This window comes from Chryseobacterium paludis (genome assembly GCF_025403485.1).
GTDB classification, from domain to species: domain Bacteria; phylum Bacteroidota; class Bacteroidia; order Flavobacteriales; family Weeksellaceae; genus Chryseobacterium; species Chryseobacterium paludis.
In genome coordinates, this window is the sequence record NZ_CP099966.1 from 2,921,516 (window position 1) to 2,947,722 (window position 26,207).

The following is a 26,207-nucleotide window of genomic DNA, read 5'->3' on the forward strand; positions in this document are numbered from 1 at the left end:
TTAATCCATTTTTATAATCTGCTCTCTTCCGGGTCCCGTAGAAAGATAGCTCACAGGAATTTTCAATTCTTTTTCCAGGAAACTAAGATAATTCTTCAATTGTTCGGGTAAAGAAGAAGCATCATCATAATTGGAAATATCTTCGTCCCAGCCTTTCATCCACTGTAACACGGATTGAACTTCATCATCAATAAATAAACCAGGCATCATTGAAATCTGCTGATTCTGTATTTCATAGTGAGTACATACGGCTACTGATTCAAAACCACTTAAAACATCTGCTTTAGTAAGCACCAGCTGAGTTACCCCATTTATCATAACAGCATATTTCAAAGCGGGTAGATCCAACCAGCCAATCCTTCTTGGCCTTCCTGTATTGGATCCAAATTCATTGCCTTTCTGTCTAATTTCTTCACCCAGATCATTAAATATTTCTGTAGGAAAAATTCCATTACCTACTCTTGTACAATAGGCTTTAGCAACTCCATATATCTCACCTACTTTTTTAGGTGAAATTCCTAAACCACCACAGGCTCCCGCTGCTAAAGTAGTTGAAGAAGTAACATATGGATAGGTGCCATGATCAATATCAAGCAATGTAGCTTGTGCTCCTTCTGCCAGAATGGTCTTTCCTTTACTCAATGAATTATTTAAAAACATTTCTGCTTCAATAAATTCAAATCTTTTCAGAAACTCTACAGCATCAAAAAAATCTTCACATAGTTTTTCTAATGACGGAAGTATCTGCCCATAGCTCAAAAGCTGATTATAATCTCTTTCTAAAATATGAATTATCCGATCCGTAAAATCCGGTGATAAAATATCCCCTACTCGTAAATTCTGCCTAAGAATCTTGTTTGCATATGCCTGTCCAATGCCATTTCGTGTAGTTCCAATAGCCGTATAAGAAGAATTTTCTTCCATGAAGACATCCATTAATTGATGAGTAGGAAGAACAAGATGTGCCTTTTTTGAAATAGAAACATGCTTCTCCACCTGGATGGTTTCATCAAATGATCTTAAATTTAAAACTTCTTTTTTAAAATTAACAGGATCCAGGACCATTCCTGTTCCGATTACATTTTGTACACCCTTCATAAATATTCCTGAAGGAAGAGATTTTAATGTTATTCTCTTTCCATAACGCTCTATGCTGTGTCCGGCATTAGCCCCACCGTTGAAACGTGCTACAATATCATAATTCTGACTAATAAGATCAATGAATTTACCTTTCCCTTCATCTCCCCACTGTAAACCTAATACAATATCCATATCTATAATTTATCGTTTTTGTATATGACAAAGCTATCATATATGAATAGCGGGGCAATTGTCATTTGACAAGAAAGGATTTCTATAATATATTTTTCCGGATACGACTGAATGAAGAAGGAGTAATTCCTAAATAAGAAGCCAACATTGCTTGTGGAACACGATTGGCCAGGCCAGGATAATGACTGAGAAAATGAAGATATCGGGATTTAGCATCCAGGTTGAGCATTGTACTTACTACCTTAAGCTTATTCTCAGCAACAAAAGCATGTAGCTTAGCAATTAAAACAGGCCAAATAATAATTTCCTTTTCAATTGATTTTAAAAAATCAAAATCAAGTGTTAATAATACCCCATCGGTTATAGCTTCGATATATTCATTAGAAGGTACCTGATCAGCAAAACCTTGAAAATCTCCAATAAACCGTCCTTCATAAATAAAGTACCTCGTAAAGTCATCTCCTTGTTTGTTATAATACAATGATCGAAATACCCCTTCTTTTACAAAAGCAATCTTTTGGCTTATCTTACCAGCTTCTACAAATGGTTCTCCTCTAGAAATGTTCACTTCTTTGATTCCACCAGCAATTAATTCTTCCTCTTTGTCACTAAGCATTCCAAATTTTCTGATGTAATTAAATAGCTCTTTCATGTTTTGATCAATCGAATTTTAAAGATATACAAATACTTATTATTGTCAATTGCCAATTGGTAATAAAACTAAACAGCTACTATCACACCTCTCAATTATATATTTATACATGATAAATCTGATTTTAAAGCATATAAAAAGCGGAGAATATATCCGCTTTTTATCATTGATCTAGAATTTCAAATCATTAATTTTTTCGCTTTTAAAGATAATTATTCTGTACCAACCAAGCCGTAATTCTTTTAAGAGTAAGTGCATTAGGATCTACAACGGATGAAAGAGAATTCACTTTATCTTTCTGTGGAATAGAAACCACTTTCCGCACTTTATCCCGTGCTGTAAATAATTCAAAATTCTGAGCATTGTTTCCTCCTGCAAAACTTATTTTAGCTACCATAATTCCATCGGGAATAAAAAATTCGTACGAGTCTTGACCGTTTACATATCCTGTAGAAGTAAAAAAGCCAATCGTTTCTCCTCCCTGTTCAATTGACTTTGTTTCCTTTAACTCGATTGGCCAGTTTTTATTACGTGATACCAAACTATAATTAACGGCAGTTCTGGGTGTCACTCCTTTTGTAGCAATTAATTCTGTAATTTTATCTGCATTTAAGCTATTCCCGTCAATTACTCCTCCTTTACCGATTAAATTTACAAACCCTTTCTCCATCCCCAACGTTGATAACTTGAAAATTCCAACCTGATTGGTAGGTAAAAAAGTGAAACGATAGTACATACTTGCATTGTCATTTTTATCACCTTCAAACTCTGTACTGAGAACTGCAATGACCAGTTTTTCGCCTTCCATTGAGTAAAGGTTAAAGTTTTTGGTAAGCCCAAAATTTTGTTTCTGTACTTCGACTTTTCCAAGCTTATTTCCATCCACAGTAATGATATTATTTTTGTAATCGACTTTCTGTGCCGATAGAAAGACATTTACTCCAAGTACAAATAAAAAAGTAAAAATTGTTTTCATTATAGGTTATATTTTATTTTGGTCCAAAATACAAATAATAATTTAGTGTGCTTATCCTGTATTTTTAATATTAATCAAAATAATACATTTAGTAAATATTTTTCACTCGGCACAATCATTGTACGTTATTATGTAAACATAGTACAATGAAAGCAATTTGGAATGGTGCCATTGGCTTTGGTTTAGTCAATATCCCTGTAAAGATTTATTCCGCAACCGAAACAAGTAAGTTGGATCTGGATATGCTTGATAAATCTGATTTTTCAAATATCAAGTTTAAAAGAGTCAATGAAAAATCAGGTAAAGAAGTGAAATGGGAAAACATCGTAAAAGCTTATCTCATGGATGACAGATACATTGTTCTTGACGATAAAGATTACGAAGCAGCAAGTCCCGAAAAGAGTAAGATACTTTCTATTGATCAGTTCGTAAAAGAAGTGGAAGTAGACAGCGTTTATTTTGAAAATCCTTATTTTTTGGAACCTCAGAAAAACGGAGAAAACGCTTACCGCCTTCTAATGAAAGCTTTAACAGAAACTAAAATGGTCGGTATAGGAACTTTTGTTCTTCGTGAAAGTGAGGCTATCGGAATGATTCGACCCTATAATGAAGAGGTTTTAATTCTTAACAGATTACGCTTTAATCAGGAAATAAGAGATTATAAAGACTTAAAGATTCCACCTAAGAAAGCTCCAAAACCTGCGGAATTAAAAATGGCAGTAAGTCTTATTGAACAACTTTCCCAGGAGTTTGATCCTACTGTGTATAAGGATACCTATTCAGAAGCATTAATGAAAATCATCAAACAGAAAGCGAAGGGTAAGAGTGTAAAAGCCCAAAAGGCAGAGCCGACAAAAGAAGGTAAAGTCATTGACTTAATGGCACAATTGAAAGCCAGTTTACAAAGTTCTAAATCCAAAAATGCATCGTAATGGCTCTTAAAGATTATAACGAAAAACGGAAATTCAACGAAACCAGTGAACCAAAAGGGAAAACTAAGAAGAGTAAGGATCAACTTATTTTTGTAGTTCAGAGACATGCGGCATCACATCTCCATTATGATTTTCGATTAGAGATGGAAGGTGTCCTTAAAAGCTGGGCCGTTCCAAAGGGTCCATCATTAGACCCTAAAGATAAACGTCTTGCCATGATGGTGGAAGATCATCCATACGATTATAAAGATTTTGAAGGGAATATTCCTGAAGGCAACTATGGAGCCGGCCAGGTTGAGGTTTGGGACAGTGGCACTTACGAACCACTGGAAGAAAACAACAAGCTTTCCGATGAGAAAGAACTGTTAAAGGAATTACACGCCGGATCATTAAAATTTATTCTCCACGGTAAAAAATTGAAAGGTGAATTTGCTTTGGTTAAAATGAAAAACACTGAAGGCAATTCCTGGTTGCTCATAAAACACAAAGATGAATATGCAGAAACAAATTATGATGCTGAAGAAAACACTTCTGCAAAATCTTTAGTCACCCAATTTTTAGAGGAAAAAAAAAGCCTAAAAAGCAGCAGAAAGAAATCATAACGACTCAGCCAAGATTCAGAAACTTTAATGCTCTAACCAACGAAAAAAAACTTAAAAATTTCATCAGGCCAATGCTTGCAAAGTCCTTTGAAAAAGCGTTTGATGATAAAGATTGGATCTTCGAGATAAAATGGGATGGCTATAGGGCTATTGCTGATGTTAGTAATGATACGCCTCTGTTTTATTCCAGAAATGGCATTTCTTTCCTGGATAAATTTCAAAAGATTTCAAGAGATTTCGATTCGCAAAAACATAAGATGATTCTGGACGGAGAAATTGTAGCTTATGACGAAAACGGAAAGCCCAGCTTCCAGTTGCTACAACAGATCGGAGATAATCCTAACCTTGCTTTGGTTTACCAAGTTTTTGACCTTCTCTGGCTCAATGGTCATTCTACAGAAGATATCCCATTATTGCAAAGAAAGGAACTTTTAAAAGAGGCCTTGATTGAGACTGAAGTTATTAAATATTGCGACCACATTCCCGAAAAAGGAATTGACTTTTTCAATCAGATGAAAAAAATGAAGCTTGAGGGGATGATCGCAAAGAAAGCAAACAGCAACTATATTGAAAACCATAGAACCACGGATTGGCTCAAAATAAAATTTACGGATACTGAAGAAGCCATTATCTGTGGATTTACGGAACCGAGGGGCTCAAGAAAAGGATTTGGAGCATTGATCTTAGGAAAATATAGTAATGGGAAATTGATTTATTCCGGTCATACAGGAACAGGATTTAATAAAGAATCTTTAAACCAGCTTCATGAGAGATTGAAAAAATTAATTATAAAGAAATCTCCATTTGAAACTGTTCCTAAAACCAATATGCCTGTAACATGGATAAAGCCCGAATTGGTTTGTGAAATTAAATTTTCAGAAATTACAAAAGATGGTATTTTCCGGCATCCCGTTTTTATTGCAATCCGTGAGGATAAAGATCCCGAAGAAATAAAAGGTTCGACAAATACCAATATCCAAACTAACGAAAAACCTAAAGAAATGAAAGCTACAACCTCTTCTCCCAAAAAAGCGCCACATTCTGAAAAGGAAATAACGTTAAACCGACATTCTGTAAAGTTGACCAATCAGGATAAAATCTATTTTCCAAAAGATGGTATTACAAAAGGGAATGTTATTGAATATTATCAATCGGTAGCTGAATATATACTTCCGCATTTAAAGAACCGTCCACTTTCCTTAAACCGCTTTCCAAATGGAATTGAAGCCCAGGGTTTTTATCAAAAAGATGCCAGTGATAATATACCTGATTGGATAAAAACCACTCAAGTTTATTCAGAGTCCAATGATAAGTACATTGATTATATTTACTGTAATGATAAAGCCACCTTAGCCTATCTTAATAATTTAGGCTGTATCGATCTCAATCCATGGAACAGTTCGCTTCCTGATCTGGAACATCCAGATTATTTGGTTTTGGATCTTGACCCTTCTAAGAAAAATAGTTTCGATGATGTGATTGAGGCGGCATTACAGGTGAATGAAGTTTTAAATTCAATTAAAATTAAAGGCTACTGTAAAACTTCCGGAAGTACCGGAATTCATATCTACATTCCAATGGGTGGTAAATACGATTTTGACCAGGTGAAAGACTTCGCTCATATCGTGATGAAACAAGTTAATGAAAAGCTACCTAAAACAACTACATTAGAAAGAAACTTACAAAAAAGAGATGATAAGAAAATTTATCTCGATTATCTTCAAAACAGAACAGGTCAGACATTGGCGAGTGCCTACAGCTTAAGGCCTAAGGAAGGAGCTTCTGTTTCTATGCCTTTAGAATGGGATGAGGTAAAGCCAGGATTAAAACCAACAGATTTTACTATTCATAATGCTTTAGAAAGAATTAAAGAAAAAGGAGATTTATTTAAATCTGTATTGGGAAAAGGAATTGATATGATGAAAGCATTGGAGTTGTTACAGAATCTTAAGTAAGCTTTGACTGATGAGGATCATTTCAGCATTCAAGCCATGGTAATAAAAAAATTCCTGCATTTATAATTAATGCAGGAATTTTTACTATTTTTATTTATAACCGTTACTTATTATAAAGATGTACATCTCGTTGTGGAAAAGGAATTTCAATTCCAGCTTGATCAAGAGCTGCTTTACAGGTTATCATTAACTCTTCGTTCATCGCCCAGAAATTTTCATTGGTAGTCGCTACTCTTATAGATAAATTAACTGCACTATCTCCAAGTTCAGTTACGACCACTTGTGGGACTGGTTCTTTAAGTGCATATTCGTTATTCTTTATCACCTCCAGTAGTATTTCCTTTGCCTGTTTTAAATCGGCGTTATAAGAAACTCCTATGTCGAACCATGTTTTACGTGTTCCTAGCTGTGTGTAATTCGTAATACTTTTATTTGAAATTTCGCCATTAGGTATTACGATTAATTGATTTTGTGGAGTAATTAATCTTGTGTGGAAAACATCAATTGCATTTACCGTTCCTGAAACTCCCGAACTTGTGGAAATAAAATCTCCGATCTTAAATGGTTTCAATAATAAGATAAGTATCCCACCTGCAAAATTGGTCAGTGAACCTTGTAATGCCAATCCCACCGCCAAACCGGCAGCACCTATCATTGCAACAAATGCAGAGGTCTGTACCCCCAATTGAGTTACGACAACGATAAAGAGCAAAATATTGAGACTCCAATTAATAATATTCAAAAGAAAAAGCTGTAAGGACGGCTCCATATTGCGCCTTTTAAAGGCTTTTTCAACTAATTTCTTTATCATCCTTATGATCCATGATCCGATGAGATATATCAAGAACGCAGAGATTACTGCTGTAATAATCTTTGGAGCCCATGCAATAGCTGAAGCCATAAAGGTATCCCAATGTTGCTGAATGTTATTCAATTTTAGATCGTCCATCTTTGTATTTATTTAATTTTTGATATTTTACCCGTTTATTTACTCTCATTTTGTAATTAATTTTGAAAAATAACCTGCATCCAAAAAACAACAAACTCTAAACCTTTGGTTTAAAGTACATATTATAGTAAAAAAATAAATTGGATAGCAAAATAGCCCTGTTTCAGGCTTAATCAATGATCATTTTTGAAATTGAATCTTGTAAAAAGAAGTAATTAGAATTTTAAAAATACTGAAAAAAAAAGTAATCCACAATTTCTATGAAGTCTGCCTTTTGGAAAACCTATAAGCACAAAAACAACAAATAAATCTATTTATTCTATTTCATGAAAATAAATTATCAAAAATAAAAATTAAATGAAAAAAATTACGGCAATTTAGCAACAAGACTTTCAGGTAAAACTTTCAAAATATTATAAATTATCTTCCATTTAAGATTAGGTACAATGGTAAAAGAATTACCTGCATGAACAATGAACTTTGCTACATAGTCGGGTTCCATCATTAAAGAATCATTAAGCTCCAGACCTTCATTCATTTTAGTTCTGATATAGCCAATCACTAAAGCATTAACAATGACTTTTCTGGAAGACAGTTCTTGTCTTAGCCCCGCTAAATATTGTGTGAATGCAGATTTTGTGCTTCCATAAATAAAATTACTCTTTCTTCCTCTTACCCCTGAAAGTGAAGAAAGTCCAACAATTCTTTCCAATCTTTTATTACTTTCATCCATGGCTATAATATTAAGGATAGAGACTCCACCCATATAATTCACCTGCATCATCTGGTAAGTTCCTTTGAAATCTCGTAAAGCTTTTTGATTATCAACTAAAAAACCTGCGGCATAAACCACAATATCAGGTTTTACAGGAAGGTCATTATAAAACTTCTGATGAGAATCAAAATCAGCTGCATCAAAATATAAAACCTTTATTCTTGAAACATCTAAATCATTATCTCTTACAAAACTCTCCAAGGATTCCGTATTTCGCGATGCTGCAATAACAGAAAATCCCTTCTGCAAGTATTGTCTACCTGCCTGCTTAGCAACATCAGAATTAGCACCTAAAATAAGAACAGTTTTATTTGTATTTTGATTCATCAAGCAAAGATAGATTAAACCATAGATAAGTCAAATAATCAAATATTTATTAGCTATTCAAACTGGTATAAAAAAATCGGCGCGGTGAACAAAGTTCACCGCGCCGATACTATACGATTTAAACTAAAAATTATTTCTTTTCAGTTTCAATTACTTCTTTTTTCTCAGCAGTTTTTTCAGCTGCTTTTGTTGCTTTTTCTCCAAAACGAGTATCAGTAAATTCTCTTGATACTGCTGCTTTTTCGAATTTTAATTTTCCTGATAATGTTTCAATAACAAAACCATCATCCTGAATTTGAGCAATTCTTCCATGAAGACCAGAAGTAAGAACTACCCTACTTCCTACTTTCAGATTCTCCTGAAAGCTTTTTTCCTGCTTTTGTTTTCTCATTTGTGGTCTTATCATTAAGAAATAAAAACCGACAAACATCACACCCATCATGATCAGCATCATAGAAGATCCTCCACCTTGTGGCTGTGCTTGTAAAAATATGGTTAACGTATTCATTTTATTATGGTTGAATATTCGCTGTGAATGTTAATTTAATTGGAGCTTTTTCTACGTTAGCATATACATCAGCATATTTCTGAACGTTTCCATCGAAGTTTGAAGAATCAAAGTGTAATGTAATTTTTCCTTTTTTTCCAGGTAAGATAGGCTCTTTAGTAAAATCAGGAGCAGTACATCCGCATCCAGGTTTAACTTCAGAAATTACCAATGGATTTTTTCCGGTATTAGTAACTTCATATACATGCTGAACTTTATCTCCTTTTTTGATCTTTCCAAAATCAAAATTACTTTCTGATAGAGCAATTGATGTAGATGGCTGGTCAGACTTTACCGGAGCTGCTGCAGTTTCTTCAGCTACAGGAGCTGTTGCAGAGTCAGCAGGAGCTGTAGTTACAGCGGCAGAATCTGCTGCTATAGATTCAGCACCTTTAACTTCTTTGTTTTCTTTTTTACAAGAAACTAAACCAAAGCCTATAATAGACAAAGCGATAATTGATAACGTCTTTTTCATGTTAAATTCTATTTTGATCTTTACAATATTTATCTAAAATTCCATTAATGAAGATATTAGATCGATCAGTAGCAAATACTTTAGCAATTTCTATATATTCATTAATTATTACTCTTGAAGGCGTGAAAGGAAAATTATCAATTTCTGAAATAGCTGTAGATAAGATAACTTTATCCATCAAAGCAATTCTTTCCAAATCCCAGTTTTCTAATCTCTCACTTAATTTCTTCTCATTATTCTCCCAGTTATTCAATGTGTCTCTAAGAAGTTTACCCGCAAAGCTTTTATCATCTTCATCTTTGATCATTTTTATCAATGTTCTGCTTTCTTCGTCTTCTTTAAGGAAACCAATCGTTTTCTGAACCATTGAATTTGCTATGTGAATATCATCATACCAAGTTAATTCTTTATCACCAAGGTAATCATGAAAATCTTCATTTTCAGCGATATATCGCAAAAATAATTTCCCGATAAATTTTTGATCTTCTTCGAAAGAATATTCTTCCACTTTCATGAAATCCTGATAACGCTTTCCAGCAGTAATCCTTTGGAAAGTTTTTACCAATAGGTCATCATGCAAATCCCATTTTAATTCCTTATGTTGTCCTGTAAAGAAAAGTCTTTCTGGATTTTCTTCAAGTTTAATCAACACCTGGTTGCTAATAAATTTTTGATTGGGATTAATGTCAGAATCAGTCTTCAAATACTTCTTCTTCCCAATTTCCATTTGGTTTTCCGCAAGATCTTTAAGACCTACTAAAAAATTAAGTTGATAAATATAGAGATGATAGATTTTTTCTATACTAGAAAACATGTTTTTCTCTAAAACATCGAACTTAATGGGATTCTGGTAGTATGAATATACATTTTCTACCACTTTTTCACGGATTTGTCTTCTTCCTAACATTCAAAGAGCTTTTTATGGGTGCAAAGATACAAAATTTAAAATTTATGAAATTCGTAGTGTGAAGGTATTTTTGTAATTTTGTAAAACTATATGAAAGCTTTAAAAACTCTGAACCCTTACTTTTGGAAACACAAAATATTATTGTTTTGGGGGTTATTATTCATCATCGCCAGTAATTTCTTCAATACCTATAAGGTTCAGTTTGTGGGAAAATCCGTAGATGAGCTTACAAAAGGAGGACAGATGGGTTTTAATAAGCAGGTATTGATTTACGTTGCTATCATTGTAGGCTGTTCATTATTGACAGGATTCTTCACTTTCATGATGAGGCAAACAATTATCGTTGCTTCAAGAAGAATTGAGTACGAGTTAAAAAATAAGATTTACAGACATTATCAGGAATTATCTTTAACTGATTACAAACAAACTACCATCGGAGATCTCATGAACAGGTTAAGTGAAGATGTAGTGGCTGTAAGAATGTATCTTGGCCCTGGTGTCATGTATGTTGTGAACCTGGTAATTTTGCTTCTTATCACCAGCATCTATATGATAAAAACAGATGTTTCAATGACCTTATGGACATTGTTACCACTTCCCATATTATCATATCTTATATTTAAGGTAAGCTCGATCATCAATAAAAAGTCAAAAATCATGCAGAAAAGCCAGTCTGGCATTTCGACTTTTGTACAAGACAGTTTTTCGGGGATCAGGGTTGTTAAATTCTTTGCCAAAGAAAATTACATTAAAAAAAATTACGGTATTAAAGTTACCGACTATCAGGATAAGGCCTTAGATCTAGCCAAAACGGAAGCCTATTTTTTTACAATTATCCTATTTGTAATAGGACTTTTAAATGTAGCGATCATTGTAATTGGTGGCCAAAAATACATTGCCGGAGAATTGAGCATCGGAAAAATCGCTGACTTTTTCATGTATATTAATACTTTGATATTTCCATTTTCAATGGTCGGATGGGTAACTTCGGTTAATCAGAGAGCGGAGGCTTCTATGCAAAGAATTAATGAATTTTTAGATAAAAAATCTGAGATCACTAATAAGAATTTCGATGACTATTCTATTAAAGGTGACATTGAATTTAGAAATGTTTCTTATGTTTACCCAAATACAGGAATTAAAGCTTTAGAAAATCTAAGTTTTACAATTAATGCAGGACAATCACTAGCCATTATGGGAAAGACCGGAAGCGGAAAGTCTACTATAGCATTACTCCTTTGCCGTCTAATTGATCCTACGGAAGGAGAGATCTTGATTGATGGTAAAAACCTTAAAGAACACAATCTTGAGGTTTACAGAAATTTTATAGGTTATATTCCTCAGGAAAGTTATTTGTTTTCTGATTCTATTGAAAATAACATTGGTTTTGCGATTGACAATCCTTCGCATGAAAAAGTAGTTGAATATTCAAAAATTGCTGATGTTCACAAAAACATTATAGAGTTTAAAGAACAATACAAAACTACGGTTGGAGAGCGTGGAGTGATGCTTTCGGGGGGCCAAAAACAAAGAATTTGTATCGCAAGAGCATTAATTAAGGATCCAAATATCATTATTTTTGACGATTCTTTATCTGCTTTAGACACCGAAACAGAGCAAAATATTCTTGAAAATATTGACACTAAAATCAATAACGCAACATCCATAATCATCACACACAGAGAGTCTAGCGCTCAAAAAGCTGATAAGATCATTAATCTTACCGAAATTACCAATTCTGTAACTGCTTAGCCGATTCATTCAAAATTGTTAAATAAATCATAAAAAAAATTTTGTGATTAAAAGAAATCTTTTATATTTGTTCTTAACAAGATTAAAAAATATCTAACAATGAGTGAATACAAGGAACGCCATGAAAATGAAATTTTCACGAAGGTGTTAAAAGCAGGAAGAAGAACATATTTCTTTGATGTGCGTGAGACGAAAGCAGGGGATTATTATCTTACAATTACCGAAAGTAAAAAGAATTTCGGAGAAAATGGAGAGGCTACATTTGAGAAACACAAAATATACCTTTACAAAGAAGATTTTAAAAGTTTCCAGGAAATGTTCAATGAGTCAACAGATTTCATCATTAATGAAAAGGGTGAGGATGTAATTTCAGAAAAACATGACAAAGACTTCAAAAGCAAATCTTATACTATAGATTCTGACGACGAAGTTTAAAAAAAAGAATATCTAAAAACACAAGCATCTGAAAAAAGGGTGCTTTTTTTGTGTCCAAAAATTCTAAAAGTGACCATTTTCCTTATTAAATATTTAAAATAAAAAAGTACACTTTTGAAAAGTGTACTTGTATGCTGTTAGCTGCTATAATCTCGAACCATTTTCTGACTCTTGCATTGTTTTTATTCCACAACTTTGATAGAAGTAAGCCATACAGTATAATACATTTCTTAGTTTTTAATAAATTTTTTAACGGCATCACCATTGTTTGTAATTACTTTAATCAAATAAGTACCAACTTGATAATTTGACACATCAAGTTGAACATCTTTTTTATTTACCTTTTCAGCTTTCAATACCCTTCCTGCCATGTCATAAAGTTCAATAGATTTAATATTTGAGTTTGAATTTTTAACGGTGATTATTGAATGAGCTGGATTTGGAAAAACTTCAATATCATCGTTCTCAAAATTTAATGCTGATAACCCAAGCAGAGAAGCAGGAATTAGAGAAACATTGTCTAAAAAATAATATGCATCAGGACCATTGCTATTTTGAAATTGAACATTATTTAATCCCCCAATATAAAGGTATTTTAAATTCGGGTTGCTGCCAGTTGTAAATGTAAAAGTAATTGTTTCCCATTCAGTTGCCGAAGTAGAGCTTGAAAACGTTGGATTTGTCAAAAAAACTTTATCCGAAGTTATATTTGAAGTTGGAATAATTCCGCCTGTTGTTAACTCTAAATTAGCATCTGTAATAAATACTTGAAATTTTATGCCGTTTAATAAATAATTATCAGCCTTTGATACATCAAAAGACAATTGATATTTAGTGTTCGGCAGCAAAGAACTCGTTAACTCGGTTTTTAAAGATTCACTATAAACATTTTGTAATAAAGCAGGTCTATTTGAAGAGATAAACATTCCAACATAAGCATGGTTTCCACTGATTTTATCGGCCTGATTACCAAATACGTTTGAAGGAATGCTTACTTGTGGATATGTTGAATCTGAATTGAAGTAATCAGGAGATGGGAAATAACTTGGAGATTGCCAACCACATGATTTATACAGTTGACTGGTATAACTGGGAGCGTAACTGTGTTCTTCAAAATCACCATTTCTAACCAAATTGGGTTGAGTAACACTTGTACAATGATTGAAAACATTAACATAAATATAGGTAATGTTTCCACGTTGCCCAGTTATATTGTCAAATGGCACATACCGTAACAGATGAACACCCGGGACATAAGATTTGAATGTAAATGAAGTGGGGGTAATTCCTGATATAATTGCATCCGGATCATATAAATCCTGAACAAATTCAAAACTTAAATTGGACGATGAACCACTAGTATAATCATTACTCAATATTCCATCTATACTAATATTTGTGCCTCCATTGCCTTGATAAGTATAAACTCCATTTAAAAATCCGTCATTAACTCCGCCAATTGATATTCCTCCACAACTTGCGACCCCATAATTTTTGTAGGTAAAGTTGCTAGTACTTCCAAAAGTTCCTTGAAGACTATAACCAATATCACATAACACCTGTCTTTCTTCACTTGTTAAAGTTCTTTTAGCGAAAAAACTGGAAGCCCGGTCGCTCATCATAAAATACTGATCGTTAGAATTCCCGTTGTAACAAGCGTCTTCAAAATGACTTAAGCTACCTCCATTTTCAAAACACGGCGGATTGTAAACAGGTACTGTAACATTACCAACATATTTCATCGAACTTGAACAATTAAAAGAACCACTATTGCCGTTAAATTCAGGTGGAAATACATTGCAGCTCGGAAATAAAACAGGACCTGGAATAGCTAAATTATAATTAAAACCATACATTTGGCCACCAATTGCGGGAGAATTTATAATTAATGATACATCTGAACTTGTTTTCAAATTTTTATCATATCTCGTAAAATAATTTCCCAGATTATTAAAGAAAGAACTGTTTCCATTATATCTCATTAAACTATTAACCCCCAAAGCATGTGTAACTTCATGAATTATTGTGGAGTAAAAATCAAGATAATTAGCTGGATATGCCGTAGCTGTATTATATTTATTATAATCTAAATTCCAGTTTACTGTTCCTGTAAAATTAAAACATGCCCAACCGTGATAGAACTCACCGACACTATTTGTGTTAATAATAGGAAGAACAGTATTAGAATACGAATCAACTCCGGCATGTATCGTCTTCCAGATTTCATTATCTAAAATTCCCCCAAAATCAATATTTTGATTACTAATTCCGGCTGAAAATGTTGGAAAACTATAAAAGGCACTTGCAGAACTACCTGTATTTGAGGACAACCCTACAGTTGTGGGATTTCGTATCCAAAACTTCACCTTATTTCCTGTATTTTTTAAAGGAGTGTTGATAAAATCAGAAATATCCAGAAATGCCTGAAGTATTATAGACCTTCTTTGGTCATGAACCACATTTCCGACAATTTCCATACCACTTCCATTTTCAAAATAAAGCTCAAAAATACCTGAAGTGAAAGACTGTCCATTTAATATTGTTTTTCCATTTTCTGTAGAATGAGATTTTATAATTTCAATTTCGGATAATTTCAATATTCGACCTTCATTATCGAAAACTTGGTCAAAAATCCCATTTGGTGTATGGTAAATTTCAGAAGCTTTTTTATCCTGTGCAAAACCCAAACAACTTATAAACAGCACTATATAAATAAACTTATATAATTTGTGAAAATTAGAATGAATCGATTTTTCCTTGTCTAGATAATTTTCCATTGACGTTTAATTTAAGAGTTTTAATGGGGTTAGTTTTTACAAATCTAGGAAATAATAGCATTTCTTTATTTTTTTGAACCAAATTTCATTAAATTAAAATTCAATCATTTTTTCACATCACTATTTAATGTAATTCAAAATTTTTCTCCCCGTTTTATATGCTCTGCGGAAAATTATCAATAAAAAAAAATTAAACAAAAGAATTGAATCTTAATAATTATGATTCTTTTTAATCTTAAATTGATACAAAATAAAAAAGTACACTTTTAAAAAGTGTACTTTCTTTGGGTGAATGAGGGGTCTCGAACCCCCGACCTTCGGAACCACAATCCGACGCTCTAACCAACTGAGCTACAATCACCGTTTTGTGGTTGCAAATATAGGAAAGAATTTTTAATTACAAAACAATTCCTTCAAAATTTTTCAATGCAATTAACTTCTCTGTCGTAAAGCCCTCAGCGTAAGCAACTCCCGATAAACGCCCTAAATCCTGAGCTCTGTAAGTTAAACTTTCAAGGAAGTCTTTGGTGGCAATTGGAGTCACCGGTTCTTTAGAATTTGGGTCATAAAATTGAGTTTTGAATGCTAAACATGCTTCAATCTTTTTATCAAGATGTTCGGATATATCTATTACGAATTCCGGTTGGATATGTTTCCACTGGATATAATGAAAAATATGCTTCGGTCTCCATACTTCTTGGTTTTCTCCTTCTGCTACAGTTACCACTTTTCTAAGCCCTGCTAAAAAGCATGCATCGGAAACTAATTTTGATCCTTTTGCATGATCTGGATGTCTGTCATCAATCGCGTTGGCTAAAACGATTTCTGGACGGTATTTGCGGATCATTTTCACAATTTCCATTTGGTACTCTTCTGAATTAACAAGAAAGCCATCCTTCATTCCTAAATTCTCCCTAGCAGAAACGCCTAAAATCTTAGCAGAATCAGCAGCTTCCAGTTTTCTGGTCTCATCAGTACCTCGAGTTCCCAGTTCACCTTTTGTCAAATCAACAATAACGCATTTTTTACCCTCTGACACCAATTTGGCTATTGTGCCTCCGCAACCCAATTCTACGTCATCAGGATGCGCTCCAAAAGCTAGTATATCTGTTTTCATCTGTTCTTTTTATTTTTTAATATGTCAGATGGAACGCCCAACAATTATGCTCATGTTTTTGAATTTTTAACCAAGGGCGTTTCATATTTTCAAAGATAAGTTTAAAACAAAAACTTCCCAAACATTACGAATGGGAAGTTTTAATATCTATAATTTAAATTTTAAATTACTTATTGATCTCGCCGTTAAGTTTTACAGCATCCTGATATGTTGGATCTAATTGAAGAGACTTAGCAACATAATCTTTAGCTTTAGCAATATCAGAGTCTTTACTCATATAAGCTACTGCAAAGTAAGCATAAGCTAAAGTCTGCTTATTAGCTTCTGTATCGGCAGGCTTTACAGTACTGATAAATTTCTCATAAGCTATTTTCGCAGCATCATTATTTCCAGCTTGTTGATAAGAATATCCCTGACTGTAATAAGCAGGAGCCCAATCTGGAAGTAAAGTACTCATTTTTTGCCAAGTAAGGATTGCCCCATTCCAGTTTTTAACATCTTGATAAGCTGTTGCTAATTTGAATAATGAATCAGTATCCTGAGTATTAGCAGCTACTTTTTGTTTTAAACCTTCAATTGTTGGGTTTGTTGGTCCTGAATCTGCAGAACCTTGTGTTGCCCCACCGCCTGCAATTTTAGCAAGCTCCATATCCCACTTCATGGTTTCATCTTTTGCAGCTTTAGCAATAGCAACTTTTTGTTGAGCTTCAGTTGTTAAAGCAGTCTTCTTAGCAGCATCCTTTTCGTCTTTAGCCAATCCAGCAGCAATTAGCCCCTGTAAACCTTGATCTGCAGGCTGCATTCTTGATTTATCAGCCTGAGAAGCGAAGCTGTCCATATTTTGTTTAGCTTCTGCATATTTTCCATCAGCATACAATTGATAAGCCCTCAATTTAAATTTGATTGGATCATCGATCTTGTCAAATATCTTATCTAATACTGCTTTAGAATTAGTATAATCTTCATTTGTAAAATAAAGTTTAGAAATTTCTAATTGTGTATATGGATCTTCATCTGCATATTTTGTATAATTGATCAAATCCTGAGTTGCTTTATCATTCTGCTGATACTTGATATCATAGGCAGCCAAAGCTTTATAAGCAGGAGCATATGTTGCATCAACACCAACTGCTTTATCAATATTTTCTTTAGCTAACTTCCATTGTTGAGCAGCCATCCATAAAGTCCCCATTCTTGCATAAACAGAAGCTTTATTTTTAGCAAGTGGTAACGCTTTATCATAAGCCGTCATTGCATCACCAGGAATTTTCTTTAATCTGTAGGCATCACCTAAAGTATAGTAATAATTTGCTGGAACTTCTTTTTTCTGTGCTCTTTCGATTGCTTTATTCAAGAATTGAATTGCTAAGTCAGGAGAGTTATTTTTCTCAAATAAAGTTAAAGCTTCAGCCGCTCTAAACAATACTTCAGCATCTTTTTCTCTTGAATCACTTACAATTTTCTGAATTTCAGCTACTGCAGCTTTATCACCTTTTCCTAATTTTACAGCTGCCAATCCAATCTTGTTTAGGTAACTTTTGTTATCCGCTGCAAGACCTTTGTTGAAACTCTCTGTTGCTTTTGCAAAATCTGGTTCACCCTGTCTTAGAAAAGTATTTCCCAAATAGAAATAATTTTCAGCAGTAGGTGCTTTTGCGATCATATCAGTGAAGTTAGTTTTTGCCTGAGCAAATTTATCACTATCGATGCTGTTAATACCATCTTGCAATGTTTGTGCAAACGAAAAATTGGCAAAAAATACCACCGCTGCTCCAAAAGCAATCTTTTTTACATTCATAATCATTATATCTTTCATTTTATATTTTCTAAATCGATTTAAATGATACACAATTTTCAGACCAAAATAGTGTATTTATTTAGGGTAAAAAGTTAATTTAATATTTTTTAACGCATTTGCACCTCTCTTTTATAGATATTATATGGTTGCAAACCTTCTTTTTGAACGATCATCTGCCCTAATTGGGTACATGAATATCTAATAAAGCCATTAGCAATATTAAAATTCCCTTCATTTGTTAAAAAATACAAAATTCTTGTAAAAGGATATTTCATTTCCCGTAAACCTGCAGCATCCGCAGTATATAATTTTCCGTTATTTTCTACAGGTAAAATTTTAACCATATCTCTTAATTGTTCAGAAGTCTTATCATAAGGACGACTAAATGTATTGAGTCCAATTACTCCAATTTTGTCGGGATACTTGTTCAACTGCTCAATAATATTTTCACTACCTGGAATAATAGAAAATTTCAGATCCTTAGGTTGTTTCTTTAATTTCTGAGCAACAAAATTCAGATTACTGGAATTCACACCATCAAAAATAAACTCTTTACTTTCGGAGAGAAGACCTTTTTGAACTTCATCCATTGAGATACTGGTCTTCGCAGAATTTTTCGGAACTACAAAAACAACTGCATCTGCAGCGAATCTGGCAGGAAGAAATTTAGAACCAACCTGCTCCTTATAGGCTTTAAGTTCTTCAGAACTAAGATCTCTTGACATGACAGCAACTCTGGCTTTATCATTTAATAAATCCAAAAAGCCTAAATCTTCTTTCTTTGTAACGATTTTTATATGTGCTTCAGGATAGTTGATCATATAGCCATCAGCTAATGCTTCTGTAACACTTTTAAAGGATTCATCTGTAAGAATCGTAAGATCTCCTTTATAATAGGAAGGAGACTTATCCTCTTTTTTACAACTTACAGCAATAACGCTTAAAACAAAAAGCATTATAACTTTTATACTATTCTTCATTTCCTGAATTTTTTATTCTTGAAACCGCTCTATAAATTCTAAAGATTCCGTATAGGATCATAACGCCTCCAAGAGGATACGCTACAGTAGGCTCTAAAATAATAAAGAAGAATTTGTAAAAAATAACTACAATTCCTAAGACAATATAAAACAATCCTGTAACTAGGGATAACCAATTGAACATCATACAACAAAAATACCAAAAAAAATAAAAAGAGAAGCATATGCTTCTCTTTTTTAATTATTATTTAAAGATAAAAATTACCCTTCAAAATTCATTGTCAATGGTAATCTGAAACGGTAACGTACAGATTGTCCATTAATTTTAGCAGGACTCCATTTATTCTTAATAGATTTAATGGTTCTTACTGCCTCAGAATTAAAGTCTGAATTTTTACCAGTTGCTTTAACGTCTGTAATACTTCCATCTCTTTCAACTACGAAAGTTACTTCAGCTTTTACAGCTCCTTCATCTCCATTCATCGCAGAACCATCAAAGTTACTAGACACTTTATTTCTAAATGCGTTAATACCTCCTGGGAATTCTGCAGTTTGCTCTACCTCGGTATAAACCTGAGTATCACTAACTTTCACTTCAGCAGTTGAAGTTTTTGTCCCTGTAGATGGCGGTGGCGGTGGTGGTGTGTAAGCCGGAGCTTTTACCCCCTCCTGATTATTTAAACCAGTCGTCGTTTCTAACTGCTTAGAAATTGGCGGTGGTGGAGTTTCAATCTTTGGAGCTTTTACAGGCTCCGGAACTACGTTCTGGATCACCTCAATTTTCTCCTCTTTTGGAGGTGGAGGTGGTGGAGGTGGTTCTTCTTCTTTTGGCTGCTCAATAATTTTATCTTCCTGAAGAATTTCTACCAAATCAGCTTTAACTTCTTGCTTTTCCGGTGCTGTAAGTCTTTTAATAGTAAGATAAATAAAAGGAGACAAAGCCGCAACTAGGAATAATGCCGTTCCAACAATAAAAGATTTTGTCAGAAGTCTTGGATACTGATGTCTCAGATCATAGGCACCATATTCCTTGTTTCTATTTTCAAATACAATCTCGTCTAAAGTAAGATTCTGACCGTATACATTTTCATCTGCCATAGATTTACAATTTTATGGTTAAATTACTTTGTAGCTGGTGTAGCCGCAGCTCCATTATTCCCAACTTTCTTGTTATAAATAGCTTGCTCCCAAGGCTTCACATCGGTAACTCCGTACTGCTCGCTTTTGGTAATAGCCATTTCATCAAGAATATCAACAAAGTTCTTATATACAGCATCGTCTGTCGGCTTGATAATTACAGTAAATTTAGTTTTATCTGCCGCTTGTGCTTTTGCTTGCTCAATTACTTTTCTAACACCTTCTCTATCAAAAGTAGTTTCATTAAGATTCTGATCAGTTAAAGATGTATTATCTTGCTGATGCCAAAAAATCCTATTGTTCTTACCTAATAATAAAGAAATTGAGTTAGAAAGTTTAATTTCAGTTGGAGGTGGTTTTTTGTCTTTTTCTTTCGGTTTTGCCGGAAGACCCAAATCCATAACGTTAGGTTTACTAAACGTGGTTGTGAACATAAAGAAGGTAATCAATAGAAAACCCAAGTCCACCATTGGAGTCATATCGACTCTGGTACTCTGTTTCTTGGAACGTACCTTGCCGCCTTTGGCGCCTTTTTCCTGTACTTGTACTTCTGCCATTTCTAGTGATATTAAGGTTTACCTTCTTGTGATGTAATCAACCAAAATTTAAGAAAATCGATATCTCTTAAACCTTCAAATAGGCTTTTAACTTTAGGATATTGAGTTGTAACGTCTCCTTTGATCGCTAATTTGTAATCAGGATTTACGCTCAAACTTTGTTGTACCCAGTCTACTAACTGCTTATTTGTACTGTCCATAGGAATCCCGGTAGGACTCTTAAAACTTTTCTGCTCCTCATCTGACAAATCAAGATAGCTTTTAAGTTGGTTCATAGGAACCCCAATTGCTTGTACTTTTTGAAATGCAGCTTTTTCGTTGTTGTCAAAACTAATTCCATATTTTTGACCCATTTTATCTAAAAGCTGTAATCTCTCTGATGCGTTCTCAACAGGCTGGAAATAAAATTTTCCATCCGGAGTAGCGTTGATAGTCATTAAACTAGCATCAGGAAGTAACTTCTCTGATATTGAAGATGGCGGTTTAATCTGCTCCACGTCAGGTTTTTTAAACTGAGTGGTCAATATAAAGAATGTAAGTAGTAGGAACGCAACGTCACACATTGCGGTCATGTCCGTTACTACTCCATGTCTTTTTGGTTTGACTCTCGCCATTATTTTTATTATTTTTAATTAAACTTCTTTTATTGCTAATGCAAATAGCTTGCTAAAAATTCTTAGTTGAATTCCGCGAAAGATTGTTGGATGCTCATAGCGATCTCATCGATCTTGTAAGTTAATCCATCAATTTTAGATGTAAAGAAGTTATAAAGGATAATAGCGATAGCTGAAGTACCAATACCTAATGCCGTGTTGATCAAGGCTTCAGAGATACCTGTAGAAAGTGCAGCAGCATCTGGAGTACCACCACCTGAACCTAATGCGAAGAATGCTTTGATCATCCCGATTACAGTTCCTAAAAGTGCTACTAACGTTGCAACAGTACCTAAAGTAGAAAGAATCATCATGTTCTTTTCTAACATTGGCATTTCAAGAGTTGTAGCCTCTTCGATAGCTTTATTAAGAGCTACCATTTTTTGCTCTTTGTTTAAAGTCGTGTCATGAGATAAAGCTTTGTAAGTCGTAAGACCTTCTTTAACTACATTACCTACAGATCCTTGTTGTCTGTCGCACTCTTCTAAAGCTTCATCAATTTTGTTTTGATTTAATAAACTTCTTACTTGAACTACGAAGCTATCTAAGTTTCCTTTTCCAGCTGCTTTACCAAGAACGAAGTATCTTTCAAAAGAGAAAACGATTACAGTGATCATGAAAGTAATCAAGATTGGTACGATAACCCCTCCTTTGTAGATAATACCTAAAAACGACTCTGGGTGAATGTCTTTTCCTTCAACACTTGAAAAAGCTACAGATCCACTCCCTAGTTTATCTGCATCTTTGAAGTTACCAGGACTCCCTAATACGAATAAATAAATACAAACTCCTATAACGAATAAAATAGGAATAATAATAGCCGGGTTTAAACCTCCTGCTTTTCTAGCAATTACTTGCTCATCATTTTTTGAAACATTCATTTCCATATTTAACTAAATTATATTGTTTTAAAATTTTATCAAGTTGTAAATTAAAGGCAAAATTAATTAAAATACAAGAGTCTTAAATAAACATTTTGCTTTTTTTTGATAACGAAATATTATTACGATTTCGATATTTCAATTATTTTCTTTTTTTTTATTGATATTCTCCAATATTTAAAAATACTTTAAAAATTTGAAAAAATTAACCCCTCATTTTTTCAAATTTACCAATGTTAATTTTTTTTTAAATTACAATATTCACAATTCTGTGAGGGACAACAATGATTTTTTTAGGGGTTTTTCCTTCCAAAATTTGTTGCATTTTGGGATCGCTAATCACCAAATCTTCAACCTCTTTGGCCGATAATTGAGCAGATAGGGATATTTTGAACCTCATTTTACCATTTACGCTTACAGGATACTGAATTTCATCTTCTACTAAATAAGATTCATTCAATTCCGGGAATTTCTCAAACTCTATAGATGTATTATTTCCTAACAGACTCCACAGCTCTTCACAAATATGAGGAGCATAAGGAGAGATGATAACGGCTAAGGGTTCAAGAATATTGCGTTTGTTGCATTTTATTTTTTGTAATTCATTTACAGCAATCATAAATGAGGATACAGAAGTATTGAAAGAGAAGTTTTCGATATCGAAAACAACCTTCTTTATTAAGGTATGTAATATTTTATATTCAGCTTTTGTAGGTTCTTCATCAGAAACTTCAAATACATCACCATTAAAATATAGGTTCCAGAATTTTTTAAGGAAACCATATACTCCACTTAGCCCTTGTGTATTCCATGGCTTTGATTGTTCTAACGGACCTAAAAACATTTCATACAATCTTAATCCGTCTGCTCCGTATTCATTACAGATATCATCGGGATTTACCACATTGTATTTTGACTTAGACATTTTTTCTACTTCACGATCCACAATGTATTTTCCATCTTCTAAAATAAATTCTGCCTCTGCATAATCTGGTCTCCATTGTTTGAACGCTTCAGTATCCAATTCGTCAGACGTACCTTTTAATAAAGAAACATCAACATGGATCTTCTGAGTCTTATATTCATTTGATAGAGCTTTTGAAACATATTGGTTGGTTCCCTCTATTCTATACACAAATGCACTCATCCCCAAAATCATTCCTTGATTGATCAATTTTTGAAATGGTTCATCCTGATTGATATATCCTCTGTCTTTTAAGAACATATTCCAGAAACGGGAATATAGTAAGTGTCCGGTCGCATGTTCGCTTCCTCCTATATATAGGTCTACCTGTCCCCAATAGTCTGTTAATTCCTTTTTAGCAAAACCTTCTTCATTATGAGGATCCATATATCTTAAGAAATACCATGAGCTTCCCGCCCAACCTGGCATTGTAGATAATTCCAGTGGAAAAACAGTTCCATCATCTATCAGATCTGTAGCTACTACTTTTTGATTTGCTTCATCCCACGCAAAAAATTTCGCGTTTCCTAATGGTGGATCTCCATCTTCAGTTGGCAAATATTTTTCAACTTCAGGAAGTTCTAAAGGTAAAGCAGAAACTGGCAAAGTATATGGCATTCCATCCTTATAATATATAGGAACCGGTTCACCCCAATAACGCTGTCTTGAGAATATAGCATCACGCTGTCTGTAATTTGTGGTTCCATGACCAATATTGCGATTTTCAACTTCAGCAATTATTTTTGCTTTAGCCTCCTCGTAACCTAATCCGTTTAGAAAATCTGAGTTTACGCAAGTACTCGTTTTAGAATCAAAAGATTTTTCCTGAATATCTTCATCGGTTTCAACAACCTTTTTAATTTCCAAATTAAATTTCTTAGCGAATCTGTGATCGCGCTCATCGTGAGCTGGAACAGCCATTACCGCTCCTGTACCATAACCCATCAATACATAATCTGAAATGTAGATCGGCATTTTTTCATTGCTGAACGGATTGACCGCATAACTTCCGGTAAAAGCACCACTCACGTTTTTAACGTCAGCCATTCTGTCTCGCTCCGTTTTTTTAGAAGTTTCTTCAATATAAGTATCTACTTCTGCTTTTTGAGCTTCTGTAGTAATAGCATCTACTAAAGGATTTTCAGGAGCCAACACCATGAATGTTGCTCCATATATAGTATCCGGCCTTGTTGTGAAGACCTCGATAATTTCGTTATGATTTTCAACGTTAAATTTTACCTGAGCTCCCTGAGACTTTCCGATCCAATATTCCTGAGAATCTTTCAACGGTTGTGGCCAGTCTAAAGTTTTCAGACCTTGAAGCAATCTTTCAGAATATGCAGAAATTCTCATACTCCACTGCATCATTTTTTTCTGAAACACTGGAAAACCTCCTCTTTCAGACTTACCATCTTTTACTTCATCGTTAGCAAGTACTGTTCCTAATGCAGGACACCAGTTTACAGTCGTTTCTGCTCTGTAAGATAAACGGTAATTTAACAAAGTATCTTCCTTATCTATATCAGAAGCATTTTTCCATTCTTCTGCTGTGAAGTTTAACTCTTCATTTTGATTGGCATTTAAACCTTCCGTTCCTTTTTCTTCAAAATGCTGAATTAAAGTTTCGATAGATTCTGCCTTGTCTGTATTTTTATTATACCAGGAATGATATAATTCAATAAAGATCCATTGTGTCCATTTATAATAAGAAGCATCTGAAGTTCTCACTTCTCTACTCCAATCGAAGGAAAAACCAATTTTTCTTAACTGCTCTTCATATCGCGTAATATTCTGCTCAGTAGTAATTGCAGGATGTTGTCCCGTTTGAATAGCATATTGTTCAGCTGGAAGTCCAAAACTGTCATAACCAACGGGGTGAAGTACATTAAAACCTTGATGTCTTTTATATCTCGCATAGATATCAGATGCGATGTATCCTAGAGGATGCCCAACATGAAGTCCTGCTCCGGATGGGTACGGAAACATATCGAGAACATAAAATTTGGGTTTATCTGTTGTATCGGAAGTCTTATAGGTCTGTTTTTCTTCCCAGTATTTCTGCCACTTTTTTTCTATCTGCTGATGATCGTAAAACACTTATGTATAGATTTTATTTAAAATTATTTTCAAAAAATTTGAAGAATTACAAAAATAAAGATTTTAAAAGAAATAGAACTTTAATTTTTAATTAATTAGCATGCTTTAACTAAACTAAAAGATCCCATCCGAAGATGAGATCTGTATATTTAATATGTAAAGTCTTATATATTACTGAGGAATTCTCTTGAATGTAATAGTTTTTGACTTGTATACATTAGGATCTGTAGCATCTTCGATCGTAAGATTCATTGTACTTTCATTGAGCGTAGTTACTTTTCCTTTATCCGGAACTACAGTTCCCTGATATTTAATCTCTATTCTGTTATCACTTGTACTGTAGGTATATGTAAAATTCTTTTCAGAGACTGTACTACATATTGCTGGATTTCCTATTTCATCTTTATCTGTTCTTTTTCCAGTACTCCCCTCATTGAACAGCCATCTTGAATCTTTTTGGCATGTTGTGTAGGCAATTTCGTCTGATACTCCAGCCCCATTTACAGGAACAGTTGTTACCACTTCTTTTAATGGTTGCCAAAGTCCGTTAATTGGAAATAGCTGCTGTGGATCATCATCTTTACACCCGGTTGCTACTAATAATGATAAACCTGCAAATAGTAATGCTAATTTCTTCATATATCAAATTTTTCAAGGCCTAAAATTATGATTTTTTTTAAATACTCTGTC

24 protein-coding genes and 1 tRNA gene are annotated in these 26,207 nt (G+C 33.7%); 5 read left to right on the forward strand and 20 right to left on the reverse strand.

The annotated features are described in order from the left end of the window. From NG806_RS13235 to NG806_RS13245, 3 genes are all read right to left on the reverse strand, one after another. Entirely contained in the window at positions 1-1,272 is a 1,272-nt protein-coding gene (locus NG806_RS13235; protein ID WP_315941730.1) for an adenylosuccinate synthase, read from the reverse strand. Positions 1,273-1,354: 82 nt separating this feature from the next. Then, complete coding sequence (locus NG806_RS13240) at positions 1,355-1,924, reverse strand: Crp/Fnr family transcriptional regulator (RefSeq protein ID WP_261510020.1); 570 nt, start codon at positions 1,922-1,924, stop codon at positions 1,355-1,357. A 202-nt stretch (positions 1,925-2,126) separates the two neighbouring features. After that, positions 2,127-2,900, reverse strand: coding sequence for a hypothetical protein (locus tag NG806_RS13245; protein WP_214827573.1), 774 nt, complete (start codon positions 2,898-2,900; stop codon positions 2,127-2,129). Between the two features lie 146 nt (positions 2,901-3,046). On the opposite strand from NG806_RS13245, the gene ku reads away from it, so the two are divergent. The 3 genes from ku to ligD all read left to right on the forward strand — a co-directional run bounded on the left by ku (position 3,047) and on the right by ligD (position 6,389). Continuing rightward, positions 3,047-3,832, forward strand: coding sequence for a non-homologous end joining protein Ku (ku, locus tag NG806_RS13250; RefSeq protein ID WP_214827564.1), 786 nt, complete (start codon positions 3,047-3,049; stop codon positions 3,830-3,832). Continuing rightward, positions 3,832-4,434 carry a DNA polymerase ligase N-terminal domain-containing protein gene (locus NG806_RS13255; RefSeq protein ID WP_261510021.1) on the forward strand — a complete coding sequence of 201 codons (603 nt, stop codon included), beginning with the start codon at positions 3,832-3,834 and terminating at the stop codon, positions 4,432-4,434. The genes ku and NG806_RS13255 overlap by 1 nt, the downstream gene beginning before the upstream one ends. 71 nt (positions 4,435-4,505) lie before the next feature. Next, entirely contained in the window at positions 4,506-6,389 is a 1,884-nt protein-coding gene (ligD, locus tag NG806_RS13260; protein ID WP_261510023.1) for a DNA ligase D, read from the forward strand. Positions 6,390-6,492: 103 nt separating this feature from the next. Here ligD and NG806_RS13265 read toward each other — a convergent pair whose 3' ends face one another. From NG806_RS13265 to NG806_RS13285, 5 genes are all read right to left on the reverse strand, one after another. Beyond that, entirely contained in the window at positions 6,493-7,338 is an 846-nt protein-coding gene (locus NG806_RS13265) for a mechanosensitive ion channel family protein (protein WP_214827554.1), read from the reverse strand. A gap of 367 nt (positions 7,339-7,705) precedes the next feature. After that, a complete protein-coding gene (locus NG806_RS13270; RefSeq protein WP_214827550.1) occupies positions 7,706-8,440 on the reverse strand; it encodes an SDR family NAD(P)-dependent oxidoreductase in 735 nt (244 codons plus the stop codon). Between the two features lie 130 nt (positions 8,441-8,570). Continuing rightward, complete coding sequence (gene yajC, locus NG806_RS13275; protein WP_214827545.1) at positions 8,571-8,948, reverse strand: preprotein translocase subunit YajC; 378 nt, start codon at positions 8,946-8,948, stop codon at positions 8,571-8,573. Between the two features lie 4 nt (positions 8,949-8,952). Then, on the reverse strand, positions 8,953-9,462 hold the full coding sequence (locus tag NG806_RS13280; RefSeq protein WP_261510026.1) for a DUF1573 domain-containing protein: 510 nt from the start codon (positions 9,460-9,462) through the stop codon (positions 8,953-8,955). A 1-nt stretch (position 9,463) separates the two neighbouring features. Next, positions 9,464-10,369: a transcription antitermination protein NusB gene (locus NG806_RS13285; protein WP_214827543.1), complete on the reverse strand. Its 906-nt coding sequence runs from the start codon at positions 10,367-10,369 to the stop codon at positions 9,464-9,466. Positions 10,370-10,459: 90 nt separating this feature from the next. On the opposite strand from NG806_RS13285, the gene NG806_RS13290 reads away from it, so the two are divergent. Both NG806_RS13290 and NG806_RS13295 read left to right on the forward strand, forming a co-directional pair. Beyond that, the gene (locus NG806_RS13290) at positions 10,460-12,121 is read left to right on the forward strand and encodes an ABC transporter ATP-binding protein (RefSeq protein WP_214827542.1); all 1,662 of its coding nucleotides are present in this window, start codon (positions 10,460-10,462) and stop codon (positions 12,119-12,121) included. Positions 12,122-12,220: 99 nt separating this feature from the next. Next, positions 12,221-12,556, forward strand: a complete 336-nt coding sequence (locus NG806_RS13295; RefSeq protein WP_034679055.1) for a DUF3276 family protein — start codon at positions 12,221-12,223, stop codon at positions 12,554-12,556. A gap of 230 nt (positions 12,557-12,786) precedes the next feature. On the opposite strand, the gene NG806_RS13300 is transcribed toward NG806_RS13295, so the two are convergent. From NG806_RS13300 to NG806_RS13355, 12 genes are all read right to left on the reverse strand, one after another. Next, on the reverse strand, positions 12,787-15,333 hold the full coding sequence (locus NG806_RS13300; protein WP_261510028.1) for a T9SS type A sorting domain-containing protein: 2,547 nt from the start codon (positions 15,331-15,333) through the stop codon (positions 12,787-12,789). Between the two features lie 286 nt (positions 15,334-15,619). Further along, positions 15,620-15,695 (reverse strand) — tRNA-His (locus NG806_RS13305). Positions 15,696-15,730: 35 nt separating this feature from the next. After that, a complete protein-coding gene (bshB1, locus tag NG806_RS13310; protein WP_214827534.1) occupies positions 15,731-16,450 on the reverse strand; it encodes a bacillithiol biosynthesis deacetylase BshB1 in 720 nt (239 codons plus the stop codon). Between the two features lie 166 nt (positions 16,451-16,616). After that, entirely contained in the window at positions 16,617-18,266 is a 1,650-nt protein-coding gene (locus NG806_RS13315; protein WP_261510031.1) for a tetratricopeptide repeat protein, read from the reverse strand. Positions 18,267-18,355: 89 nt separating this feature from the next. Further along, a complete protein-coding gene (locus tag NG806_RS13320; protein WP_214827528.1) occupies positions 18,356-19,228 on the reverse strand; it encodes a PstS family phosphate ABC transporter substrate-binding protein in 873 nt (290 codons plus the stop codon). After that, complete coding sequence (locus NG806_RS13325) at positions 19,218-19,415, reverse strand: DUF308 domain-containing protein (RefSeq protein ID WP_373428030.1); 198 nt, start codon at positions 19,413-19,415, stop codon at positions 19,218-19,220. The genes NG806_RS13320 and NG806_RS13325 overlap by 11 nt, the downstream gene beginning before the upstream one ends. A 74-nt stretch (positions 19,416-19,489) precedes the next feature. Continuing rightward, positions 19,490-20,326 carry an energy transducer TonB gene (locus tag NG806_RS13330; RefSeq protein ID WP_214827525.1) on the reverse strand — a complete coding sequence of 279 codons (837 nt, stop codon included), beginning with the start codon at positions 20,324-20,326 and terminating at the stop codon, positions 19,490-19,492. Between the two features lie 23 nt (positions 20,327-20,349). After that, positions 20,350-20,922, reverse strand: a complete 573-nt coding sequence (locus tag NG806_RS13335) for an ExbD/TolR family protein (protein ID WP_261510032.1) — start codon at positions 20,920-20,922, stop codon at positions 20,350-20,352. Between the two features lie 11 nt (positions 20,923-20,933). Continuing rightward, the gene (locus NG806_RS13340) at positions 20,934-21,536 is read right to left on the reverse strand and encodes an ExbD/TolR family protein (protein ID WP_214827519.1); all 603 of its coding nucleotides are present in this window, start codon (positions 21,534-21,536) and stop codon (positions 20,934-20,936) included. A 62-nt stretch (positions 21,537-21,598) separates the two neighbouring features. Then, on the reverse strand, positions 21,599-22,462 hold the full coding sequence (locus NG806_RS13345; RefSeq protein ID WP_172280800.1) for a MotA/TolQ/ExbB proton channel family protein: 864 nt from the start codon (positions 22,460-22,462) through the stop codon (positions 21,599-21,601). Positions 22,463-22,703: 241 nt separating this feature from the next. After that, positions 22,704-25,517, reverse strand: coding sequence for a leucine--tRNA ligase (leuS, locus tag NG806_RS13350; RefSeq protein ID WP_261510036.1), 2,814 nt, complete (start codon positions 25,515-25,517; stop codon positions 22,704-22,706). Between the two features lie 171 nt (positions 25,518-25,688). After that, positions 25,689-26,156: a lipocalin-like domain-containing protein gene (locus NG806_RS13355; RefSeq protein ID WP_214827514.1), complete on the reverse strand. Its 468-nt coding sequence runs from the start codon at positions 26,154-26,156 to the stop codon at positions 25,689-25,691. Positions 26,157-26,207 lie beyond the last annotated feature (51 nt).